Origin of the sequence: Chitinophaga ginsengisoli, assembly GCF_003014595.1 — a bacterium.
In the GTDB taxonomy this organism is placed as follows: domain Bacteria; phylum Bacteroidota; class Bacteroidia; order Chitinophagales; family Chitinophagaceae; genus Chitinophaga; species Chitinophaga ginsengisoli.
In genome coordinates, this window is the sequence record NZ_PYGK01000003.1 from 81791 (window position 1) to 108188 (window position 26398).

Sequence of the window (26398 nt, forward strand, 5' to 3'; positions counted from 1 at the left end):
GCCCGGAAATATTATAAAAATTGCGTAAACTGTAAAATATCCATCCTGTTTTTTCGTCTCCCTTAGTAAGATGAAAGAATTGCTCCTTAAACAAACGCCTCTGGCTATGGCTGCAGAACAAAATGAGCGCATCCAGGAAACGGTGCGGCAGGAGCGCAAGCGCTTACTTCATTTTATCCGGAAACGGGTAAATAACGTAGCTGATGCGGAAGATATATTACAGGACGTTTTTTACCAGTTTACAGAATATTCCCGCGTGGGTAGTCAGATAGACTCTATTACCGCCTGGCTGTTCACTGTAACCCGTAATAAAATCACCGACTGGTTCCGTAAGAAACGTGAATCCACCTTCAGCGAGCATACCCGCGAACAAGACGGAGAAGAAACCCTGTTCCTTTCAGAAATGATAGCTGACCCGGGTGCGCTAAGTGATGCGCCCATGACCCGTAAAGTAATAGCCGAGTCTATTATGGAAGCTATTGATGAATTGCCCGAGGATCAGCGCAACGTGTTTCTGCAACATGAAATAGAAGGTAAGTCCTTTAAGGAGATGTCTGCCGAAACGGGTATATCCGTCAATACCTTATTATCCAGAAAAAGATATGCAGTGCTGTACTTACGTGAACGGCTGGCGGAACTGTACAAAGAACTTTTAAAAGATTAAAACATTATATATGAAACGTCGAACTCCGAAGATTGTGCATGTTCTCAAGTTTTTAGTACTTGGTGCCCTCTTCATTTGTTTCATTGGCTTCTCCGTACAACTGCTCTGGAACTGCCTGATACCAGACCTTTTCCACGGTCCGATCATTACCTTCTGGCAGGCCATCGGCCTATGCCTGCTCGGTAAGTTGCTCTTCGGATGGCATGGTAACGGTGGCGGTCCCTGGGGTATGCGCGCCAAAAACCAATGGCGCAGGAAAATGATGGAGAGAATGGAGCATATGTCAGACGAAGAAAGAGAGAAACTACGCGACAAACTGCGTCGCTGTGGTATGCCGAACCGCTGGGGAAACGAAGGCTTTTTCAACGAACCAAAAGATCAACAGAAAACAGAAACAAATCTCTAATGCAACGCTTAGCTGTAAACTACTTAACACCATTTGCCATGATAGGTATATTCAAAACCAATATAGCTACAAAGGAAGACAGGCAAAATATACTGCAGGCTATCCGTAACAGATTTGAAGTAGGTCATTGCCACGTTGACCTCGAAGACTGCGATAAAGTGTTACGCATCACGGAAATGAAAGTGCAGGAAGATGATATGATAGCATTTGTGAAGAAACAGGGGTTTTATTGTGATGTGCTGGAATAGTAAGCCGTTTTTTAGATAGATAGACTATTGTCATAGAAAGGCTGTTCCTGATGGAACGGCCTTTTTAATAAAAAACAGGTTGCCTTCTTTCAAAAGCAACCTGTTCTCATCAGCAATTATTTTACTACTATCTCTTCATCAGATTATTCCTCCTGTCCGTATCCGCCATTCTTTCACTCGGATCAATCTCGATCTCCGCAATCTCGCTCAATGGCATATTTACTTCCACATCATAAGTTCTGTTAGTCCAGGGCCAGTAGTCATGTACTACACGAGGGGTACTGCTGTCTTCACTAGGTTTGGAACCAAACATTAAAGACATCGGTACATAATGCATTACTTTCTTACCATCCTTGCCGGTGATCAGCAGATCAATCGGCATAGGCATATAATCGATGCGGCGCAGTCTTACAATTGTCTTTCCATTGTTCTCGAATGCACTGTCGATACCGTAATCAATATGTTTGGTTGTATATACAAAGTATTGTTTGTACCAATCCAGCTGCAGACCGCTTTCCTTCTCCATTACACGGATGAAGTCATTGACATTGGGATGTTTAAAACGCCATTCCCAATAGTATCTTAAAAGTCCTCTGTCGCGTGCGGAAGCACCGATGATATAACCCAGCTGTTCCAGGAATACAGCGCCTTTTGAATAGGCAGACAGGCTGTAACCATAGTTGCTGTTATAGTGATCGGAATGCGTGCTTAAAGGCTCTTCATAACCGCTTTTTACCAATGCAAAATAACCGTTGTAGGAGCCTGTCTGAGGAGAAGGCGCTCTCAGGGAATCCAGTGTATGGTATACAACATTGTTTTCCGCGAAGGTAGTGAACCCTTCATCCATCCATGGATAGAGGCTTTCATTTGTACCCAACATACCCTGGTACCAGGTATGCATCCATTCATGTGCAGCCAGGCCGTATAAGCCTTCTATTTTGCCGTTACCCATAATGAGGGTCGCCATTGGATATTCCATACCGCCGTCTCCTCCCTGGATGAAGGAATAGCTCTTGTAAGGATAAGGACCATAATGCGCTTTGATATACTTATAGGCATCAGGGATCATTTTGGCTAATTGTGGCCAGGTATCCTTAGTGGTCTCATTCTCTATATAGAAGAAGTGCGCAGTAAAACCATCCACCTGCTGTGTGATGTGTTTGTAATCAGGATCAGCCGCCCAAACGAAGTCGTGTACGTTAGGTGCTACAAAATGCCAGCTCAGTTTATTGCCTGCCGGACGCAGTACTTTGCTGCCGGTCATTTCATATCCATACCCGATCTGATTAGGATTCTGCAGATATCCGGTAGCTGCCACGACAAACTTTTTATCGATAGCGATCTTCACATCGTAATCACCCCATACGCCATAGAATTCGCGGGCGATATACGGTGTAGGATGCCATCCTTCGTAGTCATATTCACACATCTTCGGATACCATTGTGCCATGGAGTAATCCACACCTTCGGAGTTGTTCCGGCCGCTGCGGCGGATCTGTACCGGTACCTGCGCTTCAAACTCCATATCAAATGTAGTGGTGGTATGAGGCAGGATGGGCTTAGCTAAAGGCACTTCAAGAATGGTACCGATGACGTTATATTCCTGGTTTGCGCCATCTCTTTTCAGGGAGAGTATTTTCTGATAACCGATCTGGTCGGGCTGCAGTTTTGAAATGCGGTCGGTCACACGGCCATCCCAGTCACGTCTTTCATTACCGTTCTTATCTCGGAATAACACTGTCTGGCCCAGTTCGCGGCTGCGAACGTCCATCATACTGTTAGGCTGGAACGCATTCCAGTAGAGGTGATAAAATACCTTAAAAAGTGTGTCAGGAGAGTTGTTGGTATATTGTAGTTTCTGCTTGCCGCTGAAACGGTGAGTAGCGACATCCATATCGATGTCCATTACATACTTTACTCTCTGCTGCCAGCGGTCAGACTGCGCCTGTGTACTATGCCAGCCGGCGATGAGCAGACATGCCAGCAGGCTTTTTTTTATGCTCGGTTGCTTCATCCTAAATTCTGAATTTGAGTTACGTTAAGCTTAGTTTATGCTGATCTTGTTTACGTTACCGAACAAGCGGGTTTTATGACTTACCCTCTACAATAAGGACGATTTCCCCCTTTACTCCTTTTTCGTTGAAATAATCATGTACTTCCTGTAAGGTACCTCTTTTATTTTCTTCAAACATTTTGGTCAGTTCCCGGCTAACGCAGCATTGGCGGTCTGCCCCGAAGTATTCGATCAGATCGGCCAGTGTTCTGACCAGCCGTTGAGGAGATTCATAAAATACCAGTGTACGCTCGTCCGTAGCCAGTTGGGTAAACAGCGTATGCCGTCCTTTTTTCAGGGGCGGAAATCCTTCAAAGGCAAAACGGTTCATCGGAATACCGCTGTTGACCAGTGCCGGTACAAAGGCAGTAGCACCTGGCAGGCATTCTACGGGCACGCCTGCCCTGTTACATTCACGTACCAGGAGAAATCCCGGATCGGAAACCCCGGGCGTACCTGCATCGGTGATGAGGGCCATGGTCTTACCAGCCTGCAACTGCTGTACAAGGTGTTGCAGTATTTTATGTTCATTATGCTGATGGTAGGGAGTGATGGGCTTATTGATGTTGTAGTGCTTCAATAACACCCCGGAGGTGCGGGTATCTTCCGCCAGCACCAGGTCCGCTTCTTCAAGTACTTTGACTGCGCGGTAGGTGATATCGGCCAGATTGCCTATGGGAGAAGGAACAAGATATAACTTCATACAATTACGGATTACAAATTACGAATTACGAATGACATGCAGCGATGATCATAGATGCTACGGGCTCATTCCTAATTCGACATTCGTAATCCGTAATTGCTGTTTTTTTTACTGGATGCTTACTTCAAAAGATTCCATTACCTGGTTAGCCAGCAGTTTCTGACAGGCTACTTCAGCCAGTTGTTTAGCTTCTTCTTTGGTAGCAGCATCTATCTGCAAGGTAATATGTTTGCCAATCCTTACGTCGTGTACATTGTTGATGCCCAGGTTCTTTAAACCACTCATTACCGCCTTACCCTGAGGGTCCAGTAATTCTTTCAGCGGCATCACATTAATATGTGCAGTAAACGTCATTTTTTAAAAATTTTGACGCAAACCTAAGATTTAAATCGCAAAAAACAACTACTTAACGGCATTACCGGTAGAAGGTTTTGACACAATAGACAGCAGAACGTAGCAGATAAAGACAAAAGGTACGGTAGCAAATTTCAGCACAGGAATGCCTGCTACCGACAATGCCACCAGCAATAAACGAGCCCAGTTAGGCTTGAGCTGCAGGCTTTTAAACTTCAGGCTAAGCATAGGTATTTCTGCTACCATCAGGTAACATAAAAGGGCTATGATAGTATACAGCACCCATATATTCTGCAGCCAGTGGGCCAGGTTGAACGGATTGTACAATATGATCAGCGGGAAAGACGCTACCAGCAATCCTACTGCAGGTGTGGGAATACCAATAAAATTCTCCGACTGCCGGGTGTCCAGGTTGAACTTAGCCAGCCTGTAAGCGGCAAAACAGGGCACCAGCAAGGCTGGCGCAAGGTTTATATAAGAAACGTCGAATACATCCGGCATACGCATATAAGCGCTGCGCAACAGGCGGAATAACATCAGGCCCGGTACCAGCCCAAAGCTGATCACATCTGCCAGGGAATCCAGCTCTCGGCCGAAGGGCGACTGTAATTTGAGCCATCTCGCTGCCAGTCCGTCGGTAAAATCAAACAAAGCGGCCAGCACCACCATGGCAGACGCCCAATACACAGGCTCCGGGTTGGTGATAGTATACTCTACGCCGTTGAACTCCGCAATATACTGCGGAGCATGCAGGATATAAATAACGGCCAGGGCGCCGCAAAAAAGGTTGCTGAGCGTAAGGATGTTAGGTAGTTGCTTCATTTGTATTCAAGCCGATCGCCTATGGAAATTAGATCCATAGACGATCGCACATTTTTAGCATTAAATATTTAGTAAATATATACACTATTTCTTCATCAACGATTCTATCTCCTCAGCAGTGATAGGAATATTCTTCATGAGATCCACATTTCCACCTGCGGTCAGCCAGACATTGTTCTCAATGCGGATACCCATTTTTTCTTCCTCTATATAGATACCAGGTTCTATTGTCATCACGGAATTCTCCGGAATAGGCTGGAAAAAGGATGGTCCCAGGTCATGCACACCTACTCCCAGGTGATGGGAGATACCATGATACAGGTATTTACGGTAAGCAGGCGCTTCAGGGTCCTGGTTTTTGACGTCTTCCTCCTTCAGCAGACCGAGCTTTACAAACTGCTTTCCAGCCTCCACGCCTACCATATCATGGTATTTTGCGATAGTCAGTCCTGGTCTGAGGATAGATTTCGCATAATTGTGCAGGTGCAGGCAGGCATCATATACTTCCCGCTGACGGGCAGTGAACTTCCCGTTTACCGGTACGGTACGGGTAAGGTCTGCATTGTAGCCACCGTAGGCTGCCCCAAAGTCCATGAGTATCAGCTCCCCGTCCTTACATTCCTGGTTATTGAAGATGTAATGGAGGATACGGGCACGGTCGCCACTGGCGATAATCGAACCGTACGCCTCTCCATCTGCCCTGTTACGCAGGAATTCATGCAGGATCTCGGCATGGATCTCATGTTCCCATACACCGGGACGGATGAACTGCAACAAGCGGCGGAAGGTCTTTTCCGTAATGTCGATTGCCTGTTGGATCACCTTTACCTCTTCAGCAGACTTAACGGCACGCAGTTTCTTGAATATAACGGCGGCACGCAGGTAATTATGCAGCGGGTACCGGCTGCGCAGATCTTCTGCGTAGCGGTAATCCCTTACAGGCACCAGGCTAGACTTACGGTTATTCTCGTTGGTGTTCAGGTAAATATTGGTAGCATCATGGATCCAGGGTTGCAACAAAGCATCCAGGGAATCCAGCCATACTACGGTTGAGATACCGGAAACGGCGAAAGCCTCATCTTTTCTTAAACGGTGACCGTCCCACTTCTCTTTCAGCTCGTTAGGGCGTACCAATACCAGCACTTCCCTGTATTTCGGGTCCGGGTTGTCGGGGTACAATATAACCATCGTATCCTCCTGTTCTATACCGGTTAGCCAATACAGATCTGCATTCTGCTGGAACTTGTGAAATGCGTCTCCGTTGGTAGGCAATTCATCGTTGGAATTGATGATAGCGATGGACTGAGGCTGCATTTCTGCAATAAAGCGCTGACGATTCTTTATAAAGATCTGAGAGTCTAATGGTAAATTTTTCATGTTCTTAGTTTACGTTGGTGTATGCAAAAAGAGCGTCAAACCTACTGAAATTTCACAATAAGCGCCACCTTGTCTTTTATAGGCGGAGGCCTGTCCCCTTACATCGTGTGATAAGGCTGCCTGTTCTATACCGGTAAAAACATAATATAATGAAATATACCATTATACGATGTAAGAATAAGTGTATAGTAACCTCTTAATTCTTTACCGTTTCCTGCAAAACAACCAGATCCATTTTAGATATTTATTAAACAAGTATCCATTTAGCAGGTACAATTTCTAAATTTGGACAATTCTGCAGCCTTTAATTTGATAATATCAAAAAATCACTAGATTTGCTTACTACACCAAAACAATCTTACTATGCAAGTCAGCAGTGTAAGGAATCCTGTTGCCGACCTACTAGAGCTAGGAATCCGGCAACCCAACCACATTTATTATCAACTGGAGCCAGCAGAACTGATCGCGCAGACAGTAGCTGCAGGACAGGGCGTCATCACCAGCAGCGGCGCTCTTGCCGTCAACACCGGTCAGTTTACAGGCCGGTCTCCCAAAGACAAATTTATTGTTAAAGATGAGCTCACAGCGGCGACTGTTAACTGGAATGATTTCAACATTCCGGTTAACCCTGCCAGCTTTGATAAGCTGTATGACAAGATCACCCGTTACTTTACAGGTAAGGATGTATGGGTAAGAGATGGTTATGCCTGCGCTGATCCGGCTTATCGGGTGAACATCAAAGTGATCTCAGAAACGCCCTGGGCCAGCTTGTTCGCCTACAATATGTTCCTCCGCCCTACAGAAGAGGAGCTGGAAAACATGCATCCGGAATGGACCGTCATCCAGGCGCCGGGTTTCCTGGCAGATCCTGCCACAGACGATACCCGCCAGGGGAATTTCGCCATGGTCAGCTTCACCAGGAAAACGATCATCATCGGTGGCTCTGCCTATACCGGCGAGATCAAGAAAGGTATTTTCACCATCCTCAATTATATACTACCGCATGAACATGGTGTACTGAGCATGCACTGCTCGGCCAACCAGGGAGAACATGGGGATACGGCTATTTTCTTCGGATTGAGCGGTACCGGCAAAACCACCCTCAGCGCAGATCCGGATCGTAAGCTGATCGGCGACGATGAACATGGCTGGTCTGCAGACAACGTCTTCAATTTCGAAGGCGGGTGTTATGCCAAGTGTATAGACCTGAGTGAAGAAAAGGAACCGCAGATCTTCCATGCCATCCGTGAAGGTGCGCTGCTGGAGAATGTGATCTGTTACCCGGGCACTGCCGACGTGAACTATGCGGATAAATGTATCACAGAAAATACACGTGTGTCTTACCCCCTGCATTACATCGATAATGCCCTGATACCATCCATAGGTAGCATTCCGGAAAATATATTCCTCCTGACATGTGATGCATATGGCGTATTGCCACCTATCTCCAGATTGACGCCGGAGCAGGCCATGTACCAGTTCATCTCTGGTTATACTGCCCGGGTGGCCGGTACGGAAGCAGGTATTACCGAACCTACAACTACTTTCAGTACCTGTTTTGGCGCACCTTTCCTGCCTTTGCATCCGGTAAAATATGCCGCTATGCTAGGAGAGAAATTACGTCATCACAAAGCGAAAGTATGGCTGGTCAATACCGGCTGGACAGGAGGCGCATACGGTACCGGACAGCGTATCAAACTGTCCTACACCCGCGCTATGGTAGCTGCTGCCCTGAAAGGACAGCTGGACAAGCTGGCGTACAAGGACCATCCTGTATTTGGCTTTTCCATCCCCGAATCATGTCCGGGTGTACCGGCAGAACTGCTGGACCCAAGTAATACCTGGGCCGATAAGGCAGCATACGACAAACAGGCTATTGCGCTGGGACACAAGTTTGTACACAACTTTGAGAAATATGCCGATCAGGCAACGCCGGAAATTTTATCTGCATCTCCAAGAATTTAGCTATATTGGCATTCTCCACGCCTTTAAAATTTCCACTACTTTAATACAAGTTCACCGATGCAGGCTGTACCTGTCGCAAAACAAGTAACCTATCATTATTTTGACTATTGATGACAGGGAACTTGTTTTGCGGAACTTGAAAGGAAAATCCTACCTTTGCGCATGCAAATTTTAGACGGTAAACTTGTTTCAGCGGCTGTTAAAGCCCAATTGGCAGATAAGGTAACTGAATTGAAAGCGTTGGGCGAAAAAGTCCCCCACCTGGCAGCCATCCTGGTTGGCAACAATCCAGCCAGCGAAACTTATGTGGCCTCCAAGGTAAAATCCTGCGCCGAGATCGGTTTTCACTCCACTCTTTTACGCTTCGATGCGAAGATCTCTGAAAAGCATTTACTGGACAATATCACACTGCTGAATGAAAACGCAGATATTGACGGTATACTCGTACAACTTCCTCTTCCCAAACATATCAACGAAGAACTGGTGATCAACACCATTGATCCCAGCAAGGATGTAGATGGCTTCCATCCCATGAACGTCGGTAAAATGGTAGCAGGATTGCCTACTTATATTCCCGCCACTCCTTACGGCATTATGCTGATGCTGGAACACTATAACATCCCTACCAAAGGGAAACATGCAGTAGTGATCGGACGCAGCCACATTGTGGGTACGCCAATGAGCATCCTGCTGAGCCGGAATACTAATCCCGGTAACTGCACCGTAACGCTCACGCACTCACAGACAGCCAACCTGAAAGAGCTCTGTCTGCAGGCCGACATTATCGTGGCAGCCATTGGCCGCCCGAACTTCGTGACGGCGGACATGGTGAAAGAAGGAGCGGTTGTGATCGACGTAGGTATCAACCGTATCGAGGATGCTACTAAAAAGAGCGGTTTCAGACTGGTAGGCGACGTGGATTACAACGCTGTAGCGCCTAAAACCAGCTTTATCACTCCGGTGCCGGGCGGTGTTGGTCCTATGACCATCGCAGCATTGCTGAAAAACACCTACCATGCCTCTCTGGGTCAGAAAGTAAACATGAACTAAAGAATATCCTGTAAAACGCTTAACACTTTGTGTCTTGTACGGTACAAAGTGTTAAGCGTTCTGCATTTCCGGGGAGCCGATCCGTCAGTGAATCGCCCCCATTTACGTACCTTTGCAAAATGTCAACAACAACAGCCGATATCGCAACATCTCTTCAGCTTCCTGTAATGGAACGTTTCTACACCCTGCAGGGTGAAGGCAACTACCAGGGCCAGGCGGCGTATTTCATACGCCTGGGCGGATGCGACGTAGGCTGTCACTGGTGTGACGTAAAAGACAGCTGGGACGCTTCCCGTCACCCGCTGCTCGCTATCAGTGACCTGGTCAAAGATGCAGCCGTACATCCCGGCCGTATTGCCGTGATCACCGGTGGAGAACCCCTTATGCACAACCTGGATGCGCTGACAGACGCCCTGCACAAGGAAGGCTTCCGTACCCATATGGAAACTTCCGGCTCCTCCCCTTTAAGCGGGCACTGGGACTGGATCACCCTCTCCCCCAAGAAGTTCAAAGCTCCTCTCCCGGAGATCTGTGGGCTGGCACATGAACTGAAGGTGGTCATATTCAACAAAACTGACTTCGCCTGGGCGGAAAAATATGCCGCACTGGCAGGTCCTCATTGCAAACTCTATCTGCAACCTGAATGGGACCGTGCAGCGGAGATCACTCCCCTGATCATCGATTACATCAAGGAAAATCCTCAATGGCAGCTTTCCCTACAGGTGCATAAGTACATTAACGTACCGTAAAGCCTGTTCCCTACATCATTTTAAGGCCTTACATTTGTGCTTTTTTTCATATATTGGCGGCCTAGCCAATCTAAAGTTATGAGAAGAGTCCTCCTATTGACGAGCAGTTGTTTCCTGTTATGCCTGGAACTGAGCGCCCAGGTCATAACGTATGAGAACGCGAAGAAAAAAGCACAGAAAACTTTTGATGACGCCCAGATGGCAGTAAGGGAATACCGTATGACGGATGCTATCGACCTGCTGAAAGATGCTGTAAGACAAGAACCTGGATTTACAGATGCTTACGGGCAGATGGTCATCACGTATGCTGAGATGAAACAGTATAAGGAAGCCATTATCAACTACGAAACGCTGAAAAGGCTTGACAGTCTTTCCACAAGACCTGCTATGCTATCTTATTCCAAAGCGCTGGCGGGCGAAGGAAGATTCAGTGAAGCACTGGCCACAGTTACCCTATACATTCAGACCAACAAAACTAAAAGTGCAAGAGCGGAAGCGCTCCAGAAAGCATACACTTTCGCTGCCGCCGCAGCTGCCAAACCAGTTCCTTTCAAACCACGCAACCTGGGAGACAGCATCAATACCAAGGACCCGGAATATTTCCCATCCCTGACCATTGATGGTAAGACACTCGTTTTCACCCGACGTGTGAACAACAAAAATGAAGACTTCTATGTCTCTGAAAAGGACGATAGTCTTGGGTGCTGGCTGCCTGCCTATGGTTTCGGGTCTCCCGTAAACACGGCCAATAACGAAGGTGCACAGAATATCTCGCAGGACGGGAATATGCTGGTGTTCACCGGTTGCGACTTCCCCGGGGGAAGAGGTAGCTGCGATATATACTACACTATCAGAACAGAAGAAGGATTGTGGGTGGAACCGATGAACATGGGCTCTCCTATCAATACCCGCGACTGGGAATCGCAGCCCAGCCTATCTGCCGACAGGCAAACCCTGTACTTTGCCCGTGAAACTGCGGATGCCGGTTCAGAGATCTTCATGAGCAAATTGCAGCCTAATGGCAAATGGGGATTCCCGGAGCGACTGGATTCGAACATCAACACACCCGGTCGTGAAACCACTCCTTTCATACATCCCGATAACCAGACCCTGTATTTCGCCTCCAATGGCCATCAGGGTTTTGGCGATATGGATATCTTCTTCTCCCGCCGTCAGCCTGATGGCAGCTGGGGCCCGGCAGTCAATCTCGGTTACCCGATCAACACTGTAGACGAAGACGCCAGCCTGATAGTAGCAGCGGACGGTAAAACTGCTTATTTCGCATCAGACAGATCTGACAGCCGCGGACAACTGGACATCTACAGCTTCGAACTGTACCCGGAAGCACGTCCGCAGAGAACACTCTTTGTAAGAGGTTATGTGTATGATGCCAAGACCAAACGTCGCCTCATAGGTAATGTTGAACTGACTGACCTGGAAACAGGAAAAACAGCTGCTGTAGTACGTACCGACAGAATAGGCAACTACCTGATACCACTCCCTATCGGGAAAGACTATGCCTTTAACGTAAACCGTAAAGGCTACCTGTTCTACTCCGATAATTTCTCGCTGAAAAATAAAACAGACGATTCCATGTTCGTGCGTGATATTCCGCTCGTACCACTGGATACAAACGCTGTAATGGTATTGTACAACATCTTCTTTGACACCAGACAATTCAACCTTAAACCAGGTTCTGAAATTGAGCTGAACAGACTCGTAGGATTGATGCAGGAAAATCCAACCCTGATCGTAGAGATCAGCGGACATACCGATAATATCGGTAATGACAAGGATAATATGATCCTCTCTGAACGCCGCGCACAGGCTGTTGTGAAATACCTGGTGTATAAAGGAGTATCAGCTGAAAGATTGCAGGCAAAAGGCTATGGAGAAACGATGCCTGTAGCAGAGAATAATACGCCGGGAGGCAGGGCCGCAAACAGAAGAACGGAATTCAAGATATTGAAGCTGTAGCGACAGCAAATACAAATTAAAAAATCAGGAATAATGCAGCGGATGGCTTGTGTTATTCCTGATTTTTTTTTCAATCACTGACGTCATTTATAATCCCTCATCTGGCCTCGCAGCAAGGAATCAATCTCCCCTGGCCGCCGCTTATAATCATACTGGAACATCGCCGGTAACCAATCGCCGTACATTGGATTGGGCAATACAATAAACCGTTTACCAAAATCGGCTGCAGATTGTTGTGTAACCTGTTCACGTTCGGCAACTGGTTGCTTATCGAAGATGGCCGCAAAATCGCTCAGGTTATCTCCCATCAATAACAGGATGTGATGTGCCTGTGCTACTTGCTGGCGGCGGCTTTCCTTGCCGGAGGTGGTTGTTTTCAGCAGCAGATGCTCATTGTCTGCATTGGGGAAATGCCAGCGTTGCAGGTTTTGTAAGGTTACAGCACGTTCTGTTTCTGATCTGTTAGTGATATAAAATACCTCTACACCTTTCGATGCGGCATACTGCAGGAAGGACAAAGCGCCAGGCACTGTATCAGCAGCGGCTTTTGAAGTCCATTCCATCCATGTTTTATCAGCATATCCTTCTCCTCTTAAAGCAGTATGCACTGTGTATGGACTGTTATCCAGCACAGTTTCATCGATGTCTGTAACAACTGCAGGTGGTAGTGTAGCCGGTTGCGTAAGGCTTTCGTCCAACCTCATTCTTGCAATGTTGTAAGCCTGAAAACATAGCGCTTTGTATTCCGCTGCTTTCTGCTGCCAGAGGGCAGCCCAGGCAGGACCATAAGGCTGCAGAACAGTCGTAGATGATGGCCCCTGTGCAACAGGCGGCTGTGTAGTCTTACAGGCAATCATTCCTGCAAGCAATGCACATGTGAGTAAAATGTTTTTGTATTGCATGGGAGTAAACAGAAGAAGTTTTAACTTAGACACGTTAACCGCAAAAATATGCAATATGCAGGAGGAATTACGCCACCAGATTGCGCTTACGCAAATTCCACAGATAGGAGATATTGTCGCCAAAAAATTGCTCGCACACTTCCATTCAGCCAGTGCTGTTTTTAAAGCCAGTAAACACGAGCTGGAGCATATTCCCGACATTGGCACTGTAAGGGCTGCTGCCATACTGGAATTCGACGACTATGAACAGGTAGACAAAGAGATTGAATACATAGCACAGTACGATATACAACCTATCTTTTATACCAGTGCACAGTATCCGAAACGGCTGAAGCATTGCGCAGACAGCCCTGTGATGCTATATTACAAGGGTAATGCTGATCTCAATGCCGGCAGGATAGTCAGTATTGTGGGTACACGTGCGCCGGGAGATTATGGTAAGACCATATGTGCAAAACTGGTGGAAGACCTGGCTGCACACAATGTAATGGTGGTAAGCGGTATGGCGTATGGTATAGACATTATAGCCCACAGACAGGCACTGTTGCATGGCATCCCCACCATTGGCGTGCTGGCACATGGTCTGGACCGCATCTATCCTCCACAGCATAAAGGCACCGCTATGGCAATGGTTGAAAACGGCGGATTACTCACTGAATTCCTCAGCGAGACACAGCCCGACAAACAGCATTTTCCTATGCGCAACCGTATTGTGGCCGGCATTGCCGATGCCACCATTGTGGTAGAAAGTGGCCTGAAAGGAGGCTCGCTTATCACGGCGGATATTGCCAATAGTTACAACAAAGACGTCTTTGCTGTTCCCGGCCGGATAGGCGATCCACATGCTGCCGGCTGCAATGAACTGATCAGAACGAATCAGGCCATGCTGATCACCAGTGCAACGGATCTCGTACAGGTGATGGGATGGGACCACCACCATCCGTCTAAAGTACAAGCGGATCCTCAACTGGGATTGTTTTTGACCTTGGATGAGGCAGAGCGCCACATCCTGACACTTTTTACCGGGAATGATGAAAAACATATCGATCAGCTTCGCCGGGAGAGTTATTTGCCCGGTAGTCAGGTCGCTTCCCTGGTATTAAAACTGGAAATGCAGCATGTGCTGAGAGGGTTGCCCGGACAGAAATACCAGGTGATAAATTGAGGGATGTTCGCCGTCGCTTCTTCGATGCTAGTTCGATGCTTGTTCGACGCTTCGCCGTCCTGTGTTCTCCCGGGGGATTCCACACGCTCCCCGGGCTGAAAATCAGGGCTATAAACCCGGCGCTCCTACCAGAGCGTTGATATCAAGGCGGGTTTCTCAGATAAGCTTCTTTGTCCCATTTTTGTACCTTCTTCATCTCTCCTTGTTCTCTCCGTCTTCTCTGCTTATTCTCTGCTTGTTCTCTCAGCTTGTTTTACTGCTTAATATAGCAGCCTCTTCCCTCCTGTTCTTTTAATCTATCCCAGGAAAGGAGGAGATGTCTACACTTCGATCGGTTAATTAACCGATATTTCGAATTATCGGCTTTATAACCGATACACTCATTATCGGCAAATGGACCGATATTTTAAAATATCGGCTAAATAACCGATATTTATAGTATGACCAGTATCATTACAGGCGATATTATCAACTCACGGGGTCAGAGCGATCCGGGTATCTGGCTGCATCCTTTAAAAGAGCTGCTGGGAGAATGGGGTAAGGCGCCCAAAACATGGGAGATATTCAGAGGAGATAGCTTCCAATTGGAGGTCAGTAAACCCTGGAAGGCATTAATGGCAGCTATTCGTATTAAGGCCTGTATTAGGTCGATAGATACGTTGGATGTACGGATGGGCATCGGTATAGGTGAGAAAAATTACAGCGCGCCGCATATTACTGAATCAAACGGACCGGTTTTTGTTTATTCGGGGGAAACGTTTGAAGCATTAAAAAAGCAAAAGCAACGTTTAAGTATCAGCAGCCCGTGGCCGGAACTGGATACGGAGTTAAACCTGATGTTCCGGCTGGCCTCCATTGCATTGGATAAATGGACGCCTGCCACGGCACAACTTGTAGCCATATCTATTGCGAACCGTGAACTTTCACAGAAAGAGCTGGGCGATCAGATCGGCCGTACCCAATCTACCATTAGTGAGGGCCAGAAGAGGGCTCATTATGAGGAAATAATGGCATTGGAGAGTTTCTACCGAAAATGTATTAAAGATTGTATCTCAAAAACACATACATGATATGATACTCTTTCTGCAACTATTTTTAGCACATATCCTGGGTGATTTTTTCCTGCAGAACAACAAATGGGTGAGCAACAAAGAAGCACTGAAATGGCGTTCTCCTTACCTCTATATACACATCCTTATTCATTTCTGGCTCATATTGCTAGTGACCTGGAATTTTGATAACTGGCAGATAGCCTTCCTGATCATGCTTACCCACTTGCTGATAGATGGCATAAAACTGCAATTCCAGCAACCGGCATATCAAAGAGCATGGTTTTTCGGAGATCAGCTGGCGCACCTGCTTGTTATCGGTATCATCTGGGCATTTCACGAAAAGATAACATGGCACTATACAGACCTCATTACTGTCAAAAGTCTTATCATCTGCATTGCCGTCCTGTTTGTGCTGAAACCCGCATCCATTATTACGAAAAACATGATATCCCGTTGGACGCCCAACAGTACTCCCGGTCAGCACATATCAACCATAGAGTCACTGGAAGATGCCGGCGAATGGATCGGATTCCTGGAACGACTGATGATATTAACATTTATACTACTGGGCAGATGGGAGGGAGTTGGTTTCCTGCTGGCCGCGAAATCTGTGTTCAGGTTCGGAGATCTGAAAGCACCCAAAGAGACCAAACTAACTGAATATGTGGTGATAGGCACCTTCCTGAGCTTCTTCATCGCCATCATGACAGGGCTGCTGAGCAGTTATTTACTAACAGTGTTAAAGTAATCTTCACATTGACTGTTTCATCAACATTTTTCTATTTGCTCAAATAGGTGTACATTTGCGTGCAATTATTTAATAACTGACAAATAGTTGCAACATGCCTGCCGGAAAATCGAAACCGAAATTTGTAGAGGACGGACTTACTTTTGATGACGTACTCCTGGTTCCAGCCTACTCTGAAGTTCTACCCAGAGACGTAAACATCTCAACGCAACTTACCAAAAACATACGCCTTAACATACCGATGGTGTCTGCTGCCATGGATACTGTTACTGAAGCTAACCTGGCCATTTCACTGGCTCGTCAGGGAGGCATTGGTATTCTGCATAAAAACATGAGCATTGAAAAACAGGCAGAACTGGTGAGAAAAGTAAAGCGCAGTGAAAACGGCCTGATACTCGACCCGGTTACCCTGCATGCCAATGCTACCATAGGAGAAGCACTCCGCCTGATGAAAGAAAACAGCATCGGTGGTATTCCTATTATAGATGATGCCAACAAACTGGTAGGCATTCTCACCAACCGCGACCTGCGTTTCGAAAGAAACCACAAACGCCTGGTAAGTGAAGTAATGACCACCGAAAACCTGATCACTGCTCCTGAAGGCACTGACCTGAAGAAAGCAGAAAAGATCCTTCAGCAGAATAAGATCGAGAAACTGCCTGTAGTTGCCAAGAATGGTAAACTGGTAGGTCTGATCACTTACAGGGACATCCTCCAGGTATCCAGCTATCCAAATGCTGTAAAAGACGCCTATGGCCGTCTGCTGGTAGGCGCTGCTCTCGGTATCACCCCTGATGTACTGGACAGGGCACAGGCACTGATCAATGTAGGTGTGGATGTGGTTTGTCTCGACAGCTCACACGGTCACTCCATCGCTGTTATCAACAGTCTCAAGAAACTCAAGAAAACATTCCCTAAACTGGAAGTGATAGCTGGTAACGTAGCTACCGGCGAAGGTGCACTGGCACTGGCTAATGCAGGCGCAGACGCCGTAAAAGTAGGTGTAGGACCCGGTTCCATCTGTACTACCCGCGTAGTAACAGGTGCTGGTTTCCCTCAGCTTTCCGCAGTATTGCTGGCAGCAGAAGCACTGAAGAAAACAGGTGTACCGGTAATTGCTGACGGTGGTATCCGCTACACAGGCGATATGGTAAAAGCCCTCGCTGCAGGCGCATCCAGCATCATGGCAGGTTCCATCTTTGCAGGTGTGGAAGAAAGCCCCGGAGAAACGATCATCTACGAAGGCCGTAAGTTCAAATCTTATCGTGGAATGGGATCTCTGGAAGCAATGGTAGAAGGTAGCAAGGACCGCTATTTCCAGGAAGAAGATGATATCAAGAAACTGGTACCGGAAGGTATCGTAGGCCGCGTACCTTATAAAGGTTTGCTGTCTGAAGTGATCCAGCAATTCGTTGGCGGTCTGCGTGCAGGTATGGGCCTCACCGGTTCCAAAGACATCAAGACGCTGCAAGCGGCACAGTTCATCAAGATCTCTCCGGCTACAGTGAAAGAAAACCACCCGCACGACGTGGTGATCACTAAAGAAGCACCGAACTACAGCAGATAATTATCCGCTGATAAACAGTACGGCAAGCAACAATAATAACCGGCAACAGCTGACGATACACGATACGTACTGATGCGTGTTCATCACTGCCAAACATAATGATAAAAGCCTCCTGCAACAGCGCCAGGGGGCTTTTATTATTATTTAATAATTTATTTCCTGTACTACTTTTATATTCGCTCTTTCTAGTCCGTCAAACCGGGCGAACTAACAAATCATATTACAGTTATCCATCTATGGATAACTGTTTACAAAATCAATGAACTATGAACCGCTGGTTACCCATACTACTAAGCCTTGCCGGTGCATTGCTGTTATGGGCCGCATGGCCAACCTCTCCCCTTACCTTCCTGATATTCATTGCTTTTATCCCCCTGTTGCGGATAGCAGACCTCGTACCGCATCGGGGTAAATACTTCGGCTGTATCTTCCTGACACTGTTCCTTTGGAATGTGGCCACTACCTGGTGGGTGGGTAATACAACCGTACCTATCAGCGGTGTGGCAGCGAACCTGATCAATACCCTGCTGATGAGTATTCCCCTGCTGGGATATCACCGCACGCGGGCACGGGTAGGTCAGACAGCGGGTTATTTTGCCTTGATAGTATATTGGTTAACGTTTGAATACATCCACCTTAACTGGGAATTCAGCTGGCCATGGCTCAGTCTGGGGAATGTTTTTGCCATGCATCCTTCCTGGGTACAATGGTATGAATACACCGGTGTAAGCGGTGGTACCCTCTGGGTCCTGCTCAGTAATATCCTGATCTACCAGGCCTGGCTGCTGCGTAAGCAATACCCGGTTCCGCTGGGTACCTTTTTGTGGAAAACTGCCTGGTTGCCTGCGGCGGTTGTGGTGATCCCTTTCTTACTCAGTTCCCTGGTACAATATAATTTCAAGGCGCCGGATGGCCCTACCGTAAGGGTGGTGGTGGTGCAGCCCAATATTGACCCTTACGATAAATTTGCCGAAGAGCATGAAAGGATGCAGCTGGATAAATTACTGGCTTTATCCGCTCAGAAAGTCAACGGTACCACCGCATATATTATTTGGCCGGAAACCGCGTTATTTACACATGGCGTGTGGGAAAACAAACTGGCGTATGAGGACGAAACAGCGCTGATCAGGCAATTCCTGAGACGCTACCCACAGGCTACGCTGGTCAGCGGCGCTACTACCCTGAAACGTTATGATGTAGCAGATGAAGCCCCCCAAATGGCCCGCAGCACAGAAGATGGAACGCTCAGGTATGACGCATTTAATTCGGCGATCCAGCTGGACACTTCTTACGTAACCCAGATATATCATAAATCCAGGCTGGTGCCGGGTGTGGAAATTATACCTTATGCGCGGTATCTGTCCTTTATGAAAAAACTGGCCCTGGATTTTGGTGGTATTACCGGAGGATATGGAGTGACGCCCGGTGTTGAACTACTGGAAGACACCCGTACACACATTAAGGTATTGCCTGCTATCTGTTATGAGTCCGTCTATGGCGAGTTTGTAGCAGAAAATGTAAGACGGGGCGCCAATCTGCTCTTTGTCATCACCAACGATGGCTGGTGGGGTGATACGGAAGGCCATCGGCAGCACGCACAATATGCCCGCCTGAGGGCTATTGAAACCCGGCGCTGGGTAGCACGCAGCGCGAATACCGGCATTTCCTGTATCATTGACCCTATGGGCGACATACAGCAGCCATTACCATACTGGAAAGAAGGAGTTATTGACGCAAATGTAACACCGGGCAATACATTTACGTTCTACGTACGGTTTGGGGATCTTATATCCAAAGCGGCCGTTGCTTTCTGTATTGTGATGATATTATATAGTTTCTATCTGAAATTCAGATTTTCAATGCCCAATTCCTGATTCAAAAATTATTTCACGTGGCCACTAAACCTTCTACCCAAAATACTGATCTAAAGAGCAAACCGGCAGTACTGCTGATACATGGTTTTTCTGAGAACAACCAGATATGGCAGCAACAGCTGACAGCCTTGAGCGAACAATTCAATGTAATAGCGCCTGACCTTCCCGGTACAGGCAATACGCCGGCAACAGGCACGCTGAGCATGGAGAACATGGCTGAATATGTAAAGGATCTTTTAATAGCGGAAGACATTTCAAAAGCAGTCGTGATAGGTCATTCCATGGGTGGTTACGTAGCCCTGGCGCTGGCAGAAAAGTATCCCTCCCTTGTACAGGGACTGGGATTATTCCATTCTACCGCCGCGCCAGACAACGAAGAAAAAAAAGAAGCCCGCCGGAAATCTATTAATATGATTGAGCAATATGGCAATGAGGCCTTTGTGAAACAGACAATGCCTAATATGTTCAGTCCCGCCTATAAAAAGCAACATCCGGAACAAATTGAGTCGTATATTCAAATGTGTTTGCAATGCCCGCAATCATCCCAGGTGGCTTATTATGAAGCCATGATGCAACGCCCTGACCGGACTGCAGTGTTATCATCTATCTCCGTACCTGTTTTGTTTGTGATTGGCAAAGATGATACCGCCGTACCCATGCAGAATGTGCTGCCACAAGTATCTCTGCCGCGCATCAGCAGCATTTACATATTTGAAGAAACCGGACATATGGGTATGTGGGAGGTGCCGGAAGCCAGCGAACAACTATTGGAACAGTTTATTCTTTTTTGCCAACAATATTGAACGTGAAAAGAACCCTTCTACTGCTAATTATTCTTTCCCTAGGATACGCGACACACGCCTCCCATATCATCGGAGGAGAAATGTCGTATAAGTACATCAGCCGCGATGGTGACAACCTGACTTACCAGGTAACATTGAAGCTATTCCGTATTTGTCAAAGCGGGGGAAATATAGCAGAATTACCAGAGGCGGTTTATTTCACTCTTTTCAGTAAGGCCGACAATGGGGCATATGGCGCCCCTATACGTGTACCACGCGCAAGTAAAGAACAAAGGGACCTGGGAAAGGTCGATCCATGTATTGTCAATCCTCCTAATATTTGTTTCCAGATAGGTATATATGTGCAGAATATTACTGTTCCTGTCAGTTCAATGGGATATACCGTCTCCTTCCAAAGTTGCTGTCGCGATAATACCATAGACAATCTCATCGACACAAGAGATCCGAACAACGAACAAGGCAGGCCAGGAAATGGCGCAACCTATTTTACAGAGCTACCAGGTCTGAACGGCATACTGAATAACTCAAGCCCTACTTTTACGAAAGATGAGGCAGTGCTGGTATGTGCCAATAAAAAATTCGTTTACGATTTTTCTGCAACCGATATCGACAACGACCAGATCGTATATTCCTTCTGTGATGCTTATGGTGGCGGAGAGACCACCCCACAGGGAAGTATACCACCTCCCGCTATTGCCCCCCCTTACGGAACGGTGCCTTATAAAAGTCCTTACTCCGGTAGCAGTCCGTTGGGAGCCGGAGCTACCATAGACCCGAAAACGGGCATTATTTCCGGCATTGCACCCGGTCCGGGAAAATATGTGCTGACCGTCTGTGCCTCTGAATACAGGAACGGCGTGCTACTGGGCATCCATCGAAAAGATTTCCACCTGACAGTGACGACCTGCGTGAAATTAGTCGTCGCCTCCATGCCAGACAAGTATAACGATTGCTCTGGTTACACCATTACCTTCCTCAATAACAGTACTGAAGGTAAACCCTATGAATGGGACTTTGGAGACGGCGACACGATGCATACCAACAGTACGGCCCCGATACAGCATACTTACACCCGGCAAGGCACTTATACTGTTAAATTATGGGTGGACAGATACAGTAACTGTGGCGACAGCGCGACCGCTACGGCCTATGTGTATCCTCTGCTGCGCCCAAATATGAGCTTCGCCGGACTTTGTAGCAATACAACTACTACGTTCACTAACAATTCCACCACCTCCGGCCTTAACGATAATATCAATTATTACCGTTGGGACTTTGGCGTTGAAACTTCCGAAGATGATACCTCCCTGGTGAAAAATCCGCGCTTCCAATACCCGGGACCAGGTAATTACCAGGTAGTATTGCAATTGAAAACAGAACGGGGCTGTGAACGTTTTGACACCGCAGACCTTATTATATATGATAAACCGCCGCTGGCCACTACGCCAGATACACTACTGTGTATCCTGAACTCCATTCAGCTACACGCAGAAAGCCTTGTGGACGGGAATGTAGTAAATGGATCATATACATGGACGCCGTCATATAACATCAATAACGCCAATACGCCCGATCCGACAATATTCCCAAGACTGGATACCGCTTATACTGTCACCTTCACAGATGGAACAGGTTGCACCAACAGCAAACGGGTTGCCATTGACGTGAGGACTGTGCTGGTTGTGAAAACGATACCGGACAGTGTTATATGTACAGGCGACGAAGTGAATATCCGGGCATTCCCTGACGGCAATTATCCGCTTACCTGGTACAATTCCGCCAATACGGTAGTAGGCAGTGGTGCTGTCCTGACCATCGTTCCTCCCGCCCCTTCGGCAACTTACAGGGTACGGGGAGACCTTGGCGACTGCTTCGGTGAGGATAGTACTACGTTGAAGTTAGTAGATCCGCCGGTGGCTTATGCCGGTGAAGATACCACCATCTGTTATGGTGACCAGCTAACACTGAACGCATCGGGAGGCACTTACTATCAATGGACGCCTGCGGCAACACTGACGGCTCCGCAAAGCGCCACTACTATTGCCCGTCCGAAAGACTCCACGGCATATATCGTCACCGTGAGGGATATAAAGGGTTGTCCGAAACCCGTTTCCGACACCGTACTGGTCAATGTAGTACCTCCAGTCCCCGCTTTTGCAGGCAACGATACCATCGCTATCCTGAACCGTCCCTTCCCGATGAAGGCTACCGGCGGCGTTAAATACGTATGGACGCCCGTGGACGGACTGAATAATCCGAATATCGACACCCCTGTCACTACCATCAACCACGATATTACCTATACCGTTACTGTCTATACGGAAGAAGGTTGCTTTGGCAAGGACGATATCAAGATCCGTTTTATAGCGGGTCCCGATATCTATGTACCGACCGGCTTCTCTCCTAACGGCGACGGGCAAAACGACATTTTCCGCCCACTACCCGTAGGTATCATAGAGATGGAGTTCTTCCGTGTGTATGACCGCTGGGGAAAGCTGATGTACAGCACCACAAAGTATTTGCAGGGATGGAACGGTTACTATAACGGATCGCCGGCAGCAGTAGGCACCTACGTTTGGGTGGTGCAAGGTAAAAACATCAACAACGAAACCGTACAAAGAAAAGGAACAGTAACACTCGTCAGATAGAAAATACTTCATCTAATTACATACTATCAACTGTAATGAACTACTGTACAGGTACTTCCAAAGTCGCATGAACACTGGAAAAAATGATTTTATTAACGGTGGATTTTTTTGTAAATTCCTATACGAAAGTCATTTTACAGTTACGCGCCCCTTTGAATGTACAGGTTCCTTATTCTGGCTATTTGCTGCACCTTTGTCCACGTTAGAGCAGATGCTTACCATATAATTGGCGGCGAAATTTACTATGCGTACCTCGGCACTGCAGGGGATGGGATATTCAGGTACGAGATCGTCCTCAAGCTATACAGGGATGCCGATTTTACATGTGGCCCCATACAGGGATGTCTCGATCATTTCGAGAATCCTGTTCCTGTCAATATCTATAATGCCAGCGGTTTCCGTGTTATGAACGCCCGGCAGTTGTATATCCGCGAAACGAAACCGCTGCGCGATACGCTTAAAAATCCCTGCCTGGCTCCCCGTACACAAAACCTGGAAGTAGCCTATTACCGCGATACGGTGGAACTGCCAGCCAGCTACGGAGGATATTACGTTACCTATCAGCGTTGCTGCCGCGGGGAAAAGCTGGCCAATATCTACGATTCAGAACATGAAGGGTCTACCTTTTATACCGTCATCCCAGGTTCGGAAAAAAGGCCTACCAACAGCAGCGTCTATTTTAAACACGACGGTGCGATCGTCATTTGTAACAGCCTGCCTTTTACCTTTGACTATTCCGCCTACGACCCTGATGGGGACAGCCTTACCTACAACCTGTGTAATGCGCTTACAGGTGGCTCTACACGCAGCGAAGGTGTAGGCTCCAATCCACCACCCTACAATTCCATCGTCAATTATGTCACCCCATATTCGGGGGCTAATCCCATGGGGGGCGCCCCCCAGATATCTATAGACAATCATGGCATACTCAGAGGTACGCCTAACCGTGAAGGTAAGTACGTGATCTCCGTTTGCGTAAGTGAATATGATCGCCGTACCAAAATATTGTTGGGCACTCACCAGAAAGATCTGCTGTTGACGGTCTTCAACTGTAAGACCAATATCCAGGCCGGCTTCCCTTCTGTACTGATGAATTGTGTGGCCAGTCCTGAACTGAGTGTGACCATCCCCAACTACAGCAATGCAGGTTTTACCTCCAGCTACTATTGGGATTTTGGCGACGGTACAGACACTATTACCTTCGACAAGACTGTCTTCAATCACCTGTACCCCGATACGGGCGTTTACGAGCTGAAACTGGTCGTAAACCGGGGCCTCTCCTGTACGGATAGTGTAACCGGCTTTGTGCACAATTATCCGGGCTTAAACGCCGATTTTACAGTACAGGGTCTCTGTCGTGGAGAACCGATCCTCTTCAACGATATTTCTTCCTATACCTATGGCAAAATTACCAGCAGACGCTGGGATATTGGTATACCGGATGCGCCACAGCCAACCAGTGCTGTCAGCACTCAACTCAATTATATCTACCACGACGGAGGCAAGTATACAGTCACCCTCTCCCTGCTTACCGACCGATCGTGCAGTGCAACCATCTCGAAGGAGATCACCGTTTACGAGGTGAATCCGTTCGCTGGCAATGATACCATCCTTGCCAAAGGGCAATCCCTGCAACTGAATGCCACAGGAGGGGAATTCTATGCCTGGTCGCCACCCGACGGTTTAAACAATATCAATGTTGCGAATCCTGTTGCCAGCGGTAACAGGGACATCACTTATCTCCTGAAAGTCTCCAATTCCCAGGGGTGTTTCGGCTATGACTCCATCAACGTGAAGTATTACGTTGGTCCGGAAGTATATATCCCCACCGCCTTCAGCCCCAATGGCGATGGACAGAACGACCGTTTCCGCTTTATCCCCGTAGGGATCACGGAATACGAATACTTCCGCATCTTCAATCGCTGGGGACAGGAAGTGTATTCTTCCACCGACTTCCGCCAGGGATGGGACGGTACCATCAAAGGCATGCCTGCACCAGTAGACACCTATATCTGGATATTGGCCGGAAAAGATTTAACCGGTAAAAGCATTTTAAAGAAAGGCACTGTAACTTTGGTGAAATAAAATCGGATTATGGCAATAGTTTTAATTACCGGAGCTACGTCTGGCTTTGGTGAAGCGTGCGCAAAGAAGTTCGCAGCGAATGGGTATGATTTAATTATCACCGGAAGAAGACAGGAAAGATTAACAGCATTACAGGAACAGCTGCAGCAGGAACACAAGATTGCCGTACTCCCCCTTTGTTTTGATGTAAGAGATCAGCAGGCGGTTAATACCGTCCTTGGTAATATACCTGACAACTGGAAGGCTGTCAGCATCCTTATCAATAACGCCGGCCTGGCCCTTGGCATGAGCTCCATTGAAGACGATGATGTATCCAATTGGGACACTATGATCGACACCAACATAAAAGGGCTGCTCTATGTATCCAAAGTGGTGATCCCCTGGCTGAAGGCACAGCGTAAAGGGCATATCATTAACCTGGGCTCTACTGCCGCCAAGCAGGTCTATGCCAAAGGACATGTATACTGCGCCACCAAAGCTGCCGTAGATTCCATCTCACAGGGCATGCGTATTGACCTGCTTCCCCACCGTATTAAAGTAACGGCCGTACATCCCGGAGCAGCAGTTACCGAGTTTTCAGAAGTACGTTTTAAAGGCGACAAGGAAAAGGCGGATAACTTCTATAAAGGCTTCCAGCCGCTGACAGGCGAAGATGTAGCAGATACCATCTACTATTGCGCTACCCTACCCCCACATGTATGCATCAACGATCTGGTGATGACTTGTGTACAGCAGGCGAACGCATATTACTTTGATAAAGAGTAAAAAATGCTCATATAACACTTAGATGTTATTTCGAATAAAGCTATTTGTATTTATATTTGAAACAATTAACGTATATGAGGACCAAGTGTGCTGTAAGTAATTGAGGAGTGCTGCTTTATACCTCCACGCGGAGGTGACACTAACTAACTATTTTAACGTTTTGATGATGCCGACTATCTATCCTAAAAAACCATATCCCTATGCTTACATTTGCAACACTGTATTTGTTGCGCCTTTACTATCCCAGGTGGAAAGCAGAATGGCGCTTCTACTCCGACAGAACTAAGAGAAATAACTACGGTCGCTGGGCAACTCGCCAGGATTGGGCCGGAGCTTTTAGTTACTGAGAAATGAATCTAATCCCGCCGGTGTAAGCCGGCGGGATTTTTTTATGCGGTATTATTGATTTATTAAGGCTGCT

At 47.3% G+C, this 26398-nt stretch carries 22 protein-coding genes; 16 read left to right on the forward strand and 6 right to left on the reverse strand.

The window, feature by feature from the left end:
- The first annotated feature begins 106 nt into the window (after positions 1–106).
- From CLV42_RS08180 to CLV42_RS08190, 3 genes are read left to right on the forward strand one after another with little or no spacing between them, the layout of a single operon-like run.
- Positions 107–664 carry an RNA polymerase sigma factor gene (locus CLV42_RS08180; RefSeq protein ID WP_106601922.1) on the forward strand — a complete coding sequence of 186 codons (558 nt, stop codon included), beginning with the start codon at positions 107–109 and terminating at the stop codon, positions 662–664.
- 10 nt (positions 665–674) lie between these two features.
- Entirely contained in the window at positions 675–1070 is a 396-nt protein-coding gene (locus CLV42_RS08185) for a hypothetical protein (RefSeq protein WP_211303413.1), read from the forward strand.
- Positions 1070–1318 carry a hypothetical protein gene (locus CLV42_RS08190; RefSeq protein ID WP_245901561.1) on the forward strand — a complete coding sequence of 83 codons (249 nt, stop codon included), beginning with the start codon at positions 1070–1072 and terminating at the stop codon, positions 1316–1318. The genes CLV42_RS08185 and CLV42_RS08190 overlap by 1 nt, the downstream gene beginning before the upstream one ends.
- Positions 1319–1445: 127 nt before the next feature.
- Here the strand turns inward: CLV42_RS08190 and CLV42_RS08195 are convergent, their stop codons facing one another.
- From CLV42_RS08195 to CLV42_RS08215, 5 genes are all read right to left on the reverse strand, one after another.
- Positions 1446–3332, reverse strand: coding sequence for a M1 family metallopeptidase (locus CLV42_RS08195; protein ID WP_106601428.1), 1887 nt, complete (start codon positions 3330–3332; stop codon positions 1446–1448).
- 73 nt (positions 3333–3405) lie between these two features.
- Positions 3406–4074, reverse strand: a complete 669-nt coding sequence (rsmI, locus tag CLV42_RS08200; RefSeq protein ID WP_106601429.1) for a 16S rRNA (cytidine(1402)-2'-O)-methyltransferase — start codon at positions 4072–4074, stop codon at positions 3406–3408.
- Positions 4075–4182: 108 nt separating this feature from the next.
- Entirely contained in the window at positions 4183–4428 is a 246-nt protein-coding gene (gene purS, locus CLV42_RS08205; RefSeq protein WP_089828235.1) for a phosphoribosylformylglycinamidine synthase subunit PurS, read from the reverse strand.
- 48 nt (positions 4429–4476) lie between these two features.
- Positions 4477–5250 carry a CDP-alcohol phosphatidyltransferase family protein gene (locus CLV42_RS08210; RefSeq protein ID WP_106601430.1) on the reverse strand — a complete coding sequence of 258 codons (774 nt, stop codon included), beginning with the start codon at positions 5248–5250 and terminating at the stop codon, positions 4477–4479.
- An 84-nt stretch (positions 5251–5334) separates the two neighbouring features.
- Positions 5335–6627, reverse strand: a complete 1293-nt coding sequence (locus tag CLV42_RS08215) for an aminopeptidase P family protein (protein ID WP_106601431.1) — start codon at positions 6625–6627, stop codon at positions 5335–5337.
- 363 nt (positions 6628–6990) lie between these two features.
- Here CLV42_RS08215 and pckA point away from each other — a divergent pair, with 363 nt between their 5' ends.
- From pckA to CLV42_RS08235, 4 genes are all read left to right on the forward strand, one after another.
- Positions 6991–8592 carry a phosphoenolpyruvate carboxykinase (ATP) gene (gene pckA / locus CLV42_RS08220; RefSeq protein ID WP_106601432.1) on the forward strand — a complete coding sequence of 534 codons (1602 nt, stop codon included), beginning with the start codon at positions 6991–6993 and terminating at the stop codon, positions 8590–8592.
- A gap of 162 nt (positions 8593–8754) precedes the next feature.
- Entirely contained in the window at positions 8755–9642 is an 888-nt protein-coding gene (folD, locus tag CLV42_RS08225; RefSeq protein ID WP_106601433.1) for a bifunctional methylenetetrahydrofolate dehydrogenase/methenyltetrahydrofolate cyclohydrolase FolD, read from the forward strand.
- A gap of 119 nt (positions 9643–9761) precedes the next feature.
- Positions 9762–10391, forward strand: coding sequence for a 7-carboxy-7-deazaguanine synthase QueE (locus tag CLV42_RS08230; RefSeq protein ID WP_106601434.1), 630 nt, complete (start codon positions 9762–9764; stop codon positions 10389–10391).
- Between the two features lie 78 nt (positions 10392–10469).
- Positions 10470–12368 (forward strand): OmpA family protein, encoded by a 1899-nt coding sequence (locus CLV42_RS08235; RefSeq protein ID WP_106601435.1) that lies wholly within the window; start codon positions 10470–10472, stop codon positions 12366–12368.
- Positions 12369–12451: 83 nt separating this feature from the next.
- On the opposite strand, the gene CLV42_RS08240 is transcribed toward CLV42_RS08235, so the two are convergent.
- Positions 12452–13270, reverse strand: coding sequence for a 5'-nucleotidase, lipoprotein e(P4) family (locus tag CLV42_RS08240; protein ID WP_106601436.1), 819 nt, complete (start codon positions 13268–13270; stop codon positions 12452–12454).
- A 55-nt stretch (positions 13271–13325) separates the two neighbouring features.
- On the opposite strand from CLV42_RS08240, the gene dprA reads away from it, so the two are divergent.
- The 9 genes from dprA (at position 13326) to CLV42_RS08285 (ending at position 25977) form a co-directional block, all read left to right on the forward strand.
- Positions 13326–14435 carry a DNA-processing protein DprA gene (gene dprA, locus CLV42_RS08245; protein ID WP_106601437.1) on the forward strand — a complete coding sequence of 370 codons (1110 nt, stop codon included), beginning with the start codon at positions 13326–13328 and terminating at the stop codon, positions 14433–14435.
- A gap of 440 nt (positions 14436–14875) precedes the next feature.
- Positions 14876–15505 carry a transcriptional regulator gene (locus CLV42_RS08250; RefSeq protein ID WP_106601438.1) on the forward strand — a complete coding sequence of 210 codons (630 nt, stop codon included), beginning with the start codon at positions 14876–14878 and terminating at the stop codon, positions 15503–15505.
- A gap of 1 nt (position 15506) precedes the next feature.
- Positions 15507–16235, forward strand: coding sequence for a DUF3307 domain-containing protein (locus tag CLV42_RS08255; protein WP_106601439.1), 729 nt, complete (start codon positions 15507–15509; stop codon positions 16233–16235).
- 94 nt (positions 16236–16329) lie between these two features.
- The gene (guaB, locus tag CLV42_RS08260) at positions 16330–17802 is read left to right on the forward strand and encodes an IMP dehydrogenase (protein ID WP_106601440.1); all 1473 of its coding nucleotides are present in this window, start codon (positions 16330–16332) and stop codon (positions 17800–17802) included.
- 266 nt (positions 17803–18068) lie between these two features.
- Positions 18069–19676 carry an apolipoprotein N-acyltransferase gene (lnt, locus tag CLV42_RS08265; protein ID WP_106601441.1) on the forward strand — a complete coding sequence of 536 codons (1608 nt, stop codon included), beginning with the start codon at positions 18069–18071 and terminating at the stop codon, positions 19674–19676.
- 17 nt (positions 19677–19693) lie between these two features.
- A complete protein-coding gene (locus tag CLV42_RS08270; RefSeq protein WP_170117437.1) occupies positions 19694–20479 on the forward strand; it encodes an alpha/beta fold hydrolase in 786 nt (261 codons plus the stop codon).
- A 2-nt stretch (positions 20480–20481) separates the two neighbouring features.
- Complete coding sequence (locus CLV42_RS08275) at positions 20482–23127, forward strand: gliding motility-associated C-terminal domain-containing protein (protein WP_146154339.1); 2646 nt, start codon at positions 20482–20484, stop codon at positions 23125–23127.
- Positions 23128–23283: 156 nt separating this feature from the next.
- Positions 23284–25212 (forward strand): PKD domain-containing protein, encoded by a 1929-nt coding sequence (locus CLV42_RS08280; RefSeq protein WP_106601444.1) that lies wholly within the window; start codon positions 23284–23286, stop codon positions 25210–25212.
- Positions 25213–25221: 9 nt separating this feature from the next.
- A complete protein-coding gene (locus CLV42_RS08285; RefSeq protein ID WP_106601445.1) occupies positions 25222–25977 on the forward strand; it encodes an SDR family NAD(P)-dependent oxidoreductase in 756 nt (251 codons plus the stop codon).
- The last annotated feature ends 421 nt before the right edge of the window (positions 25978–26398 follow it).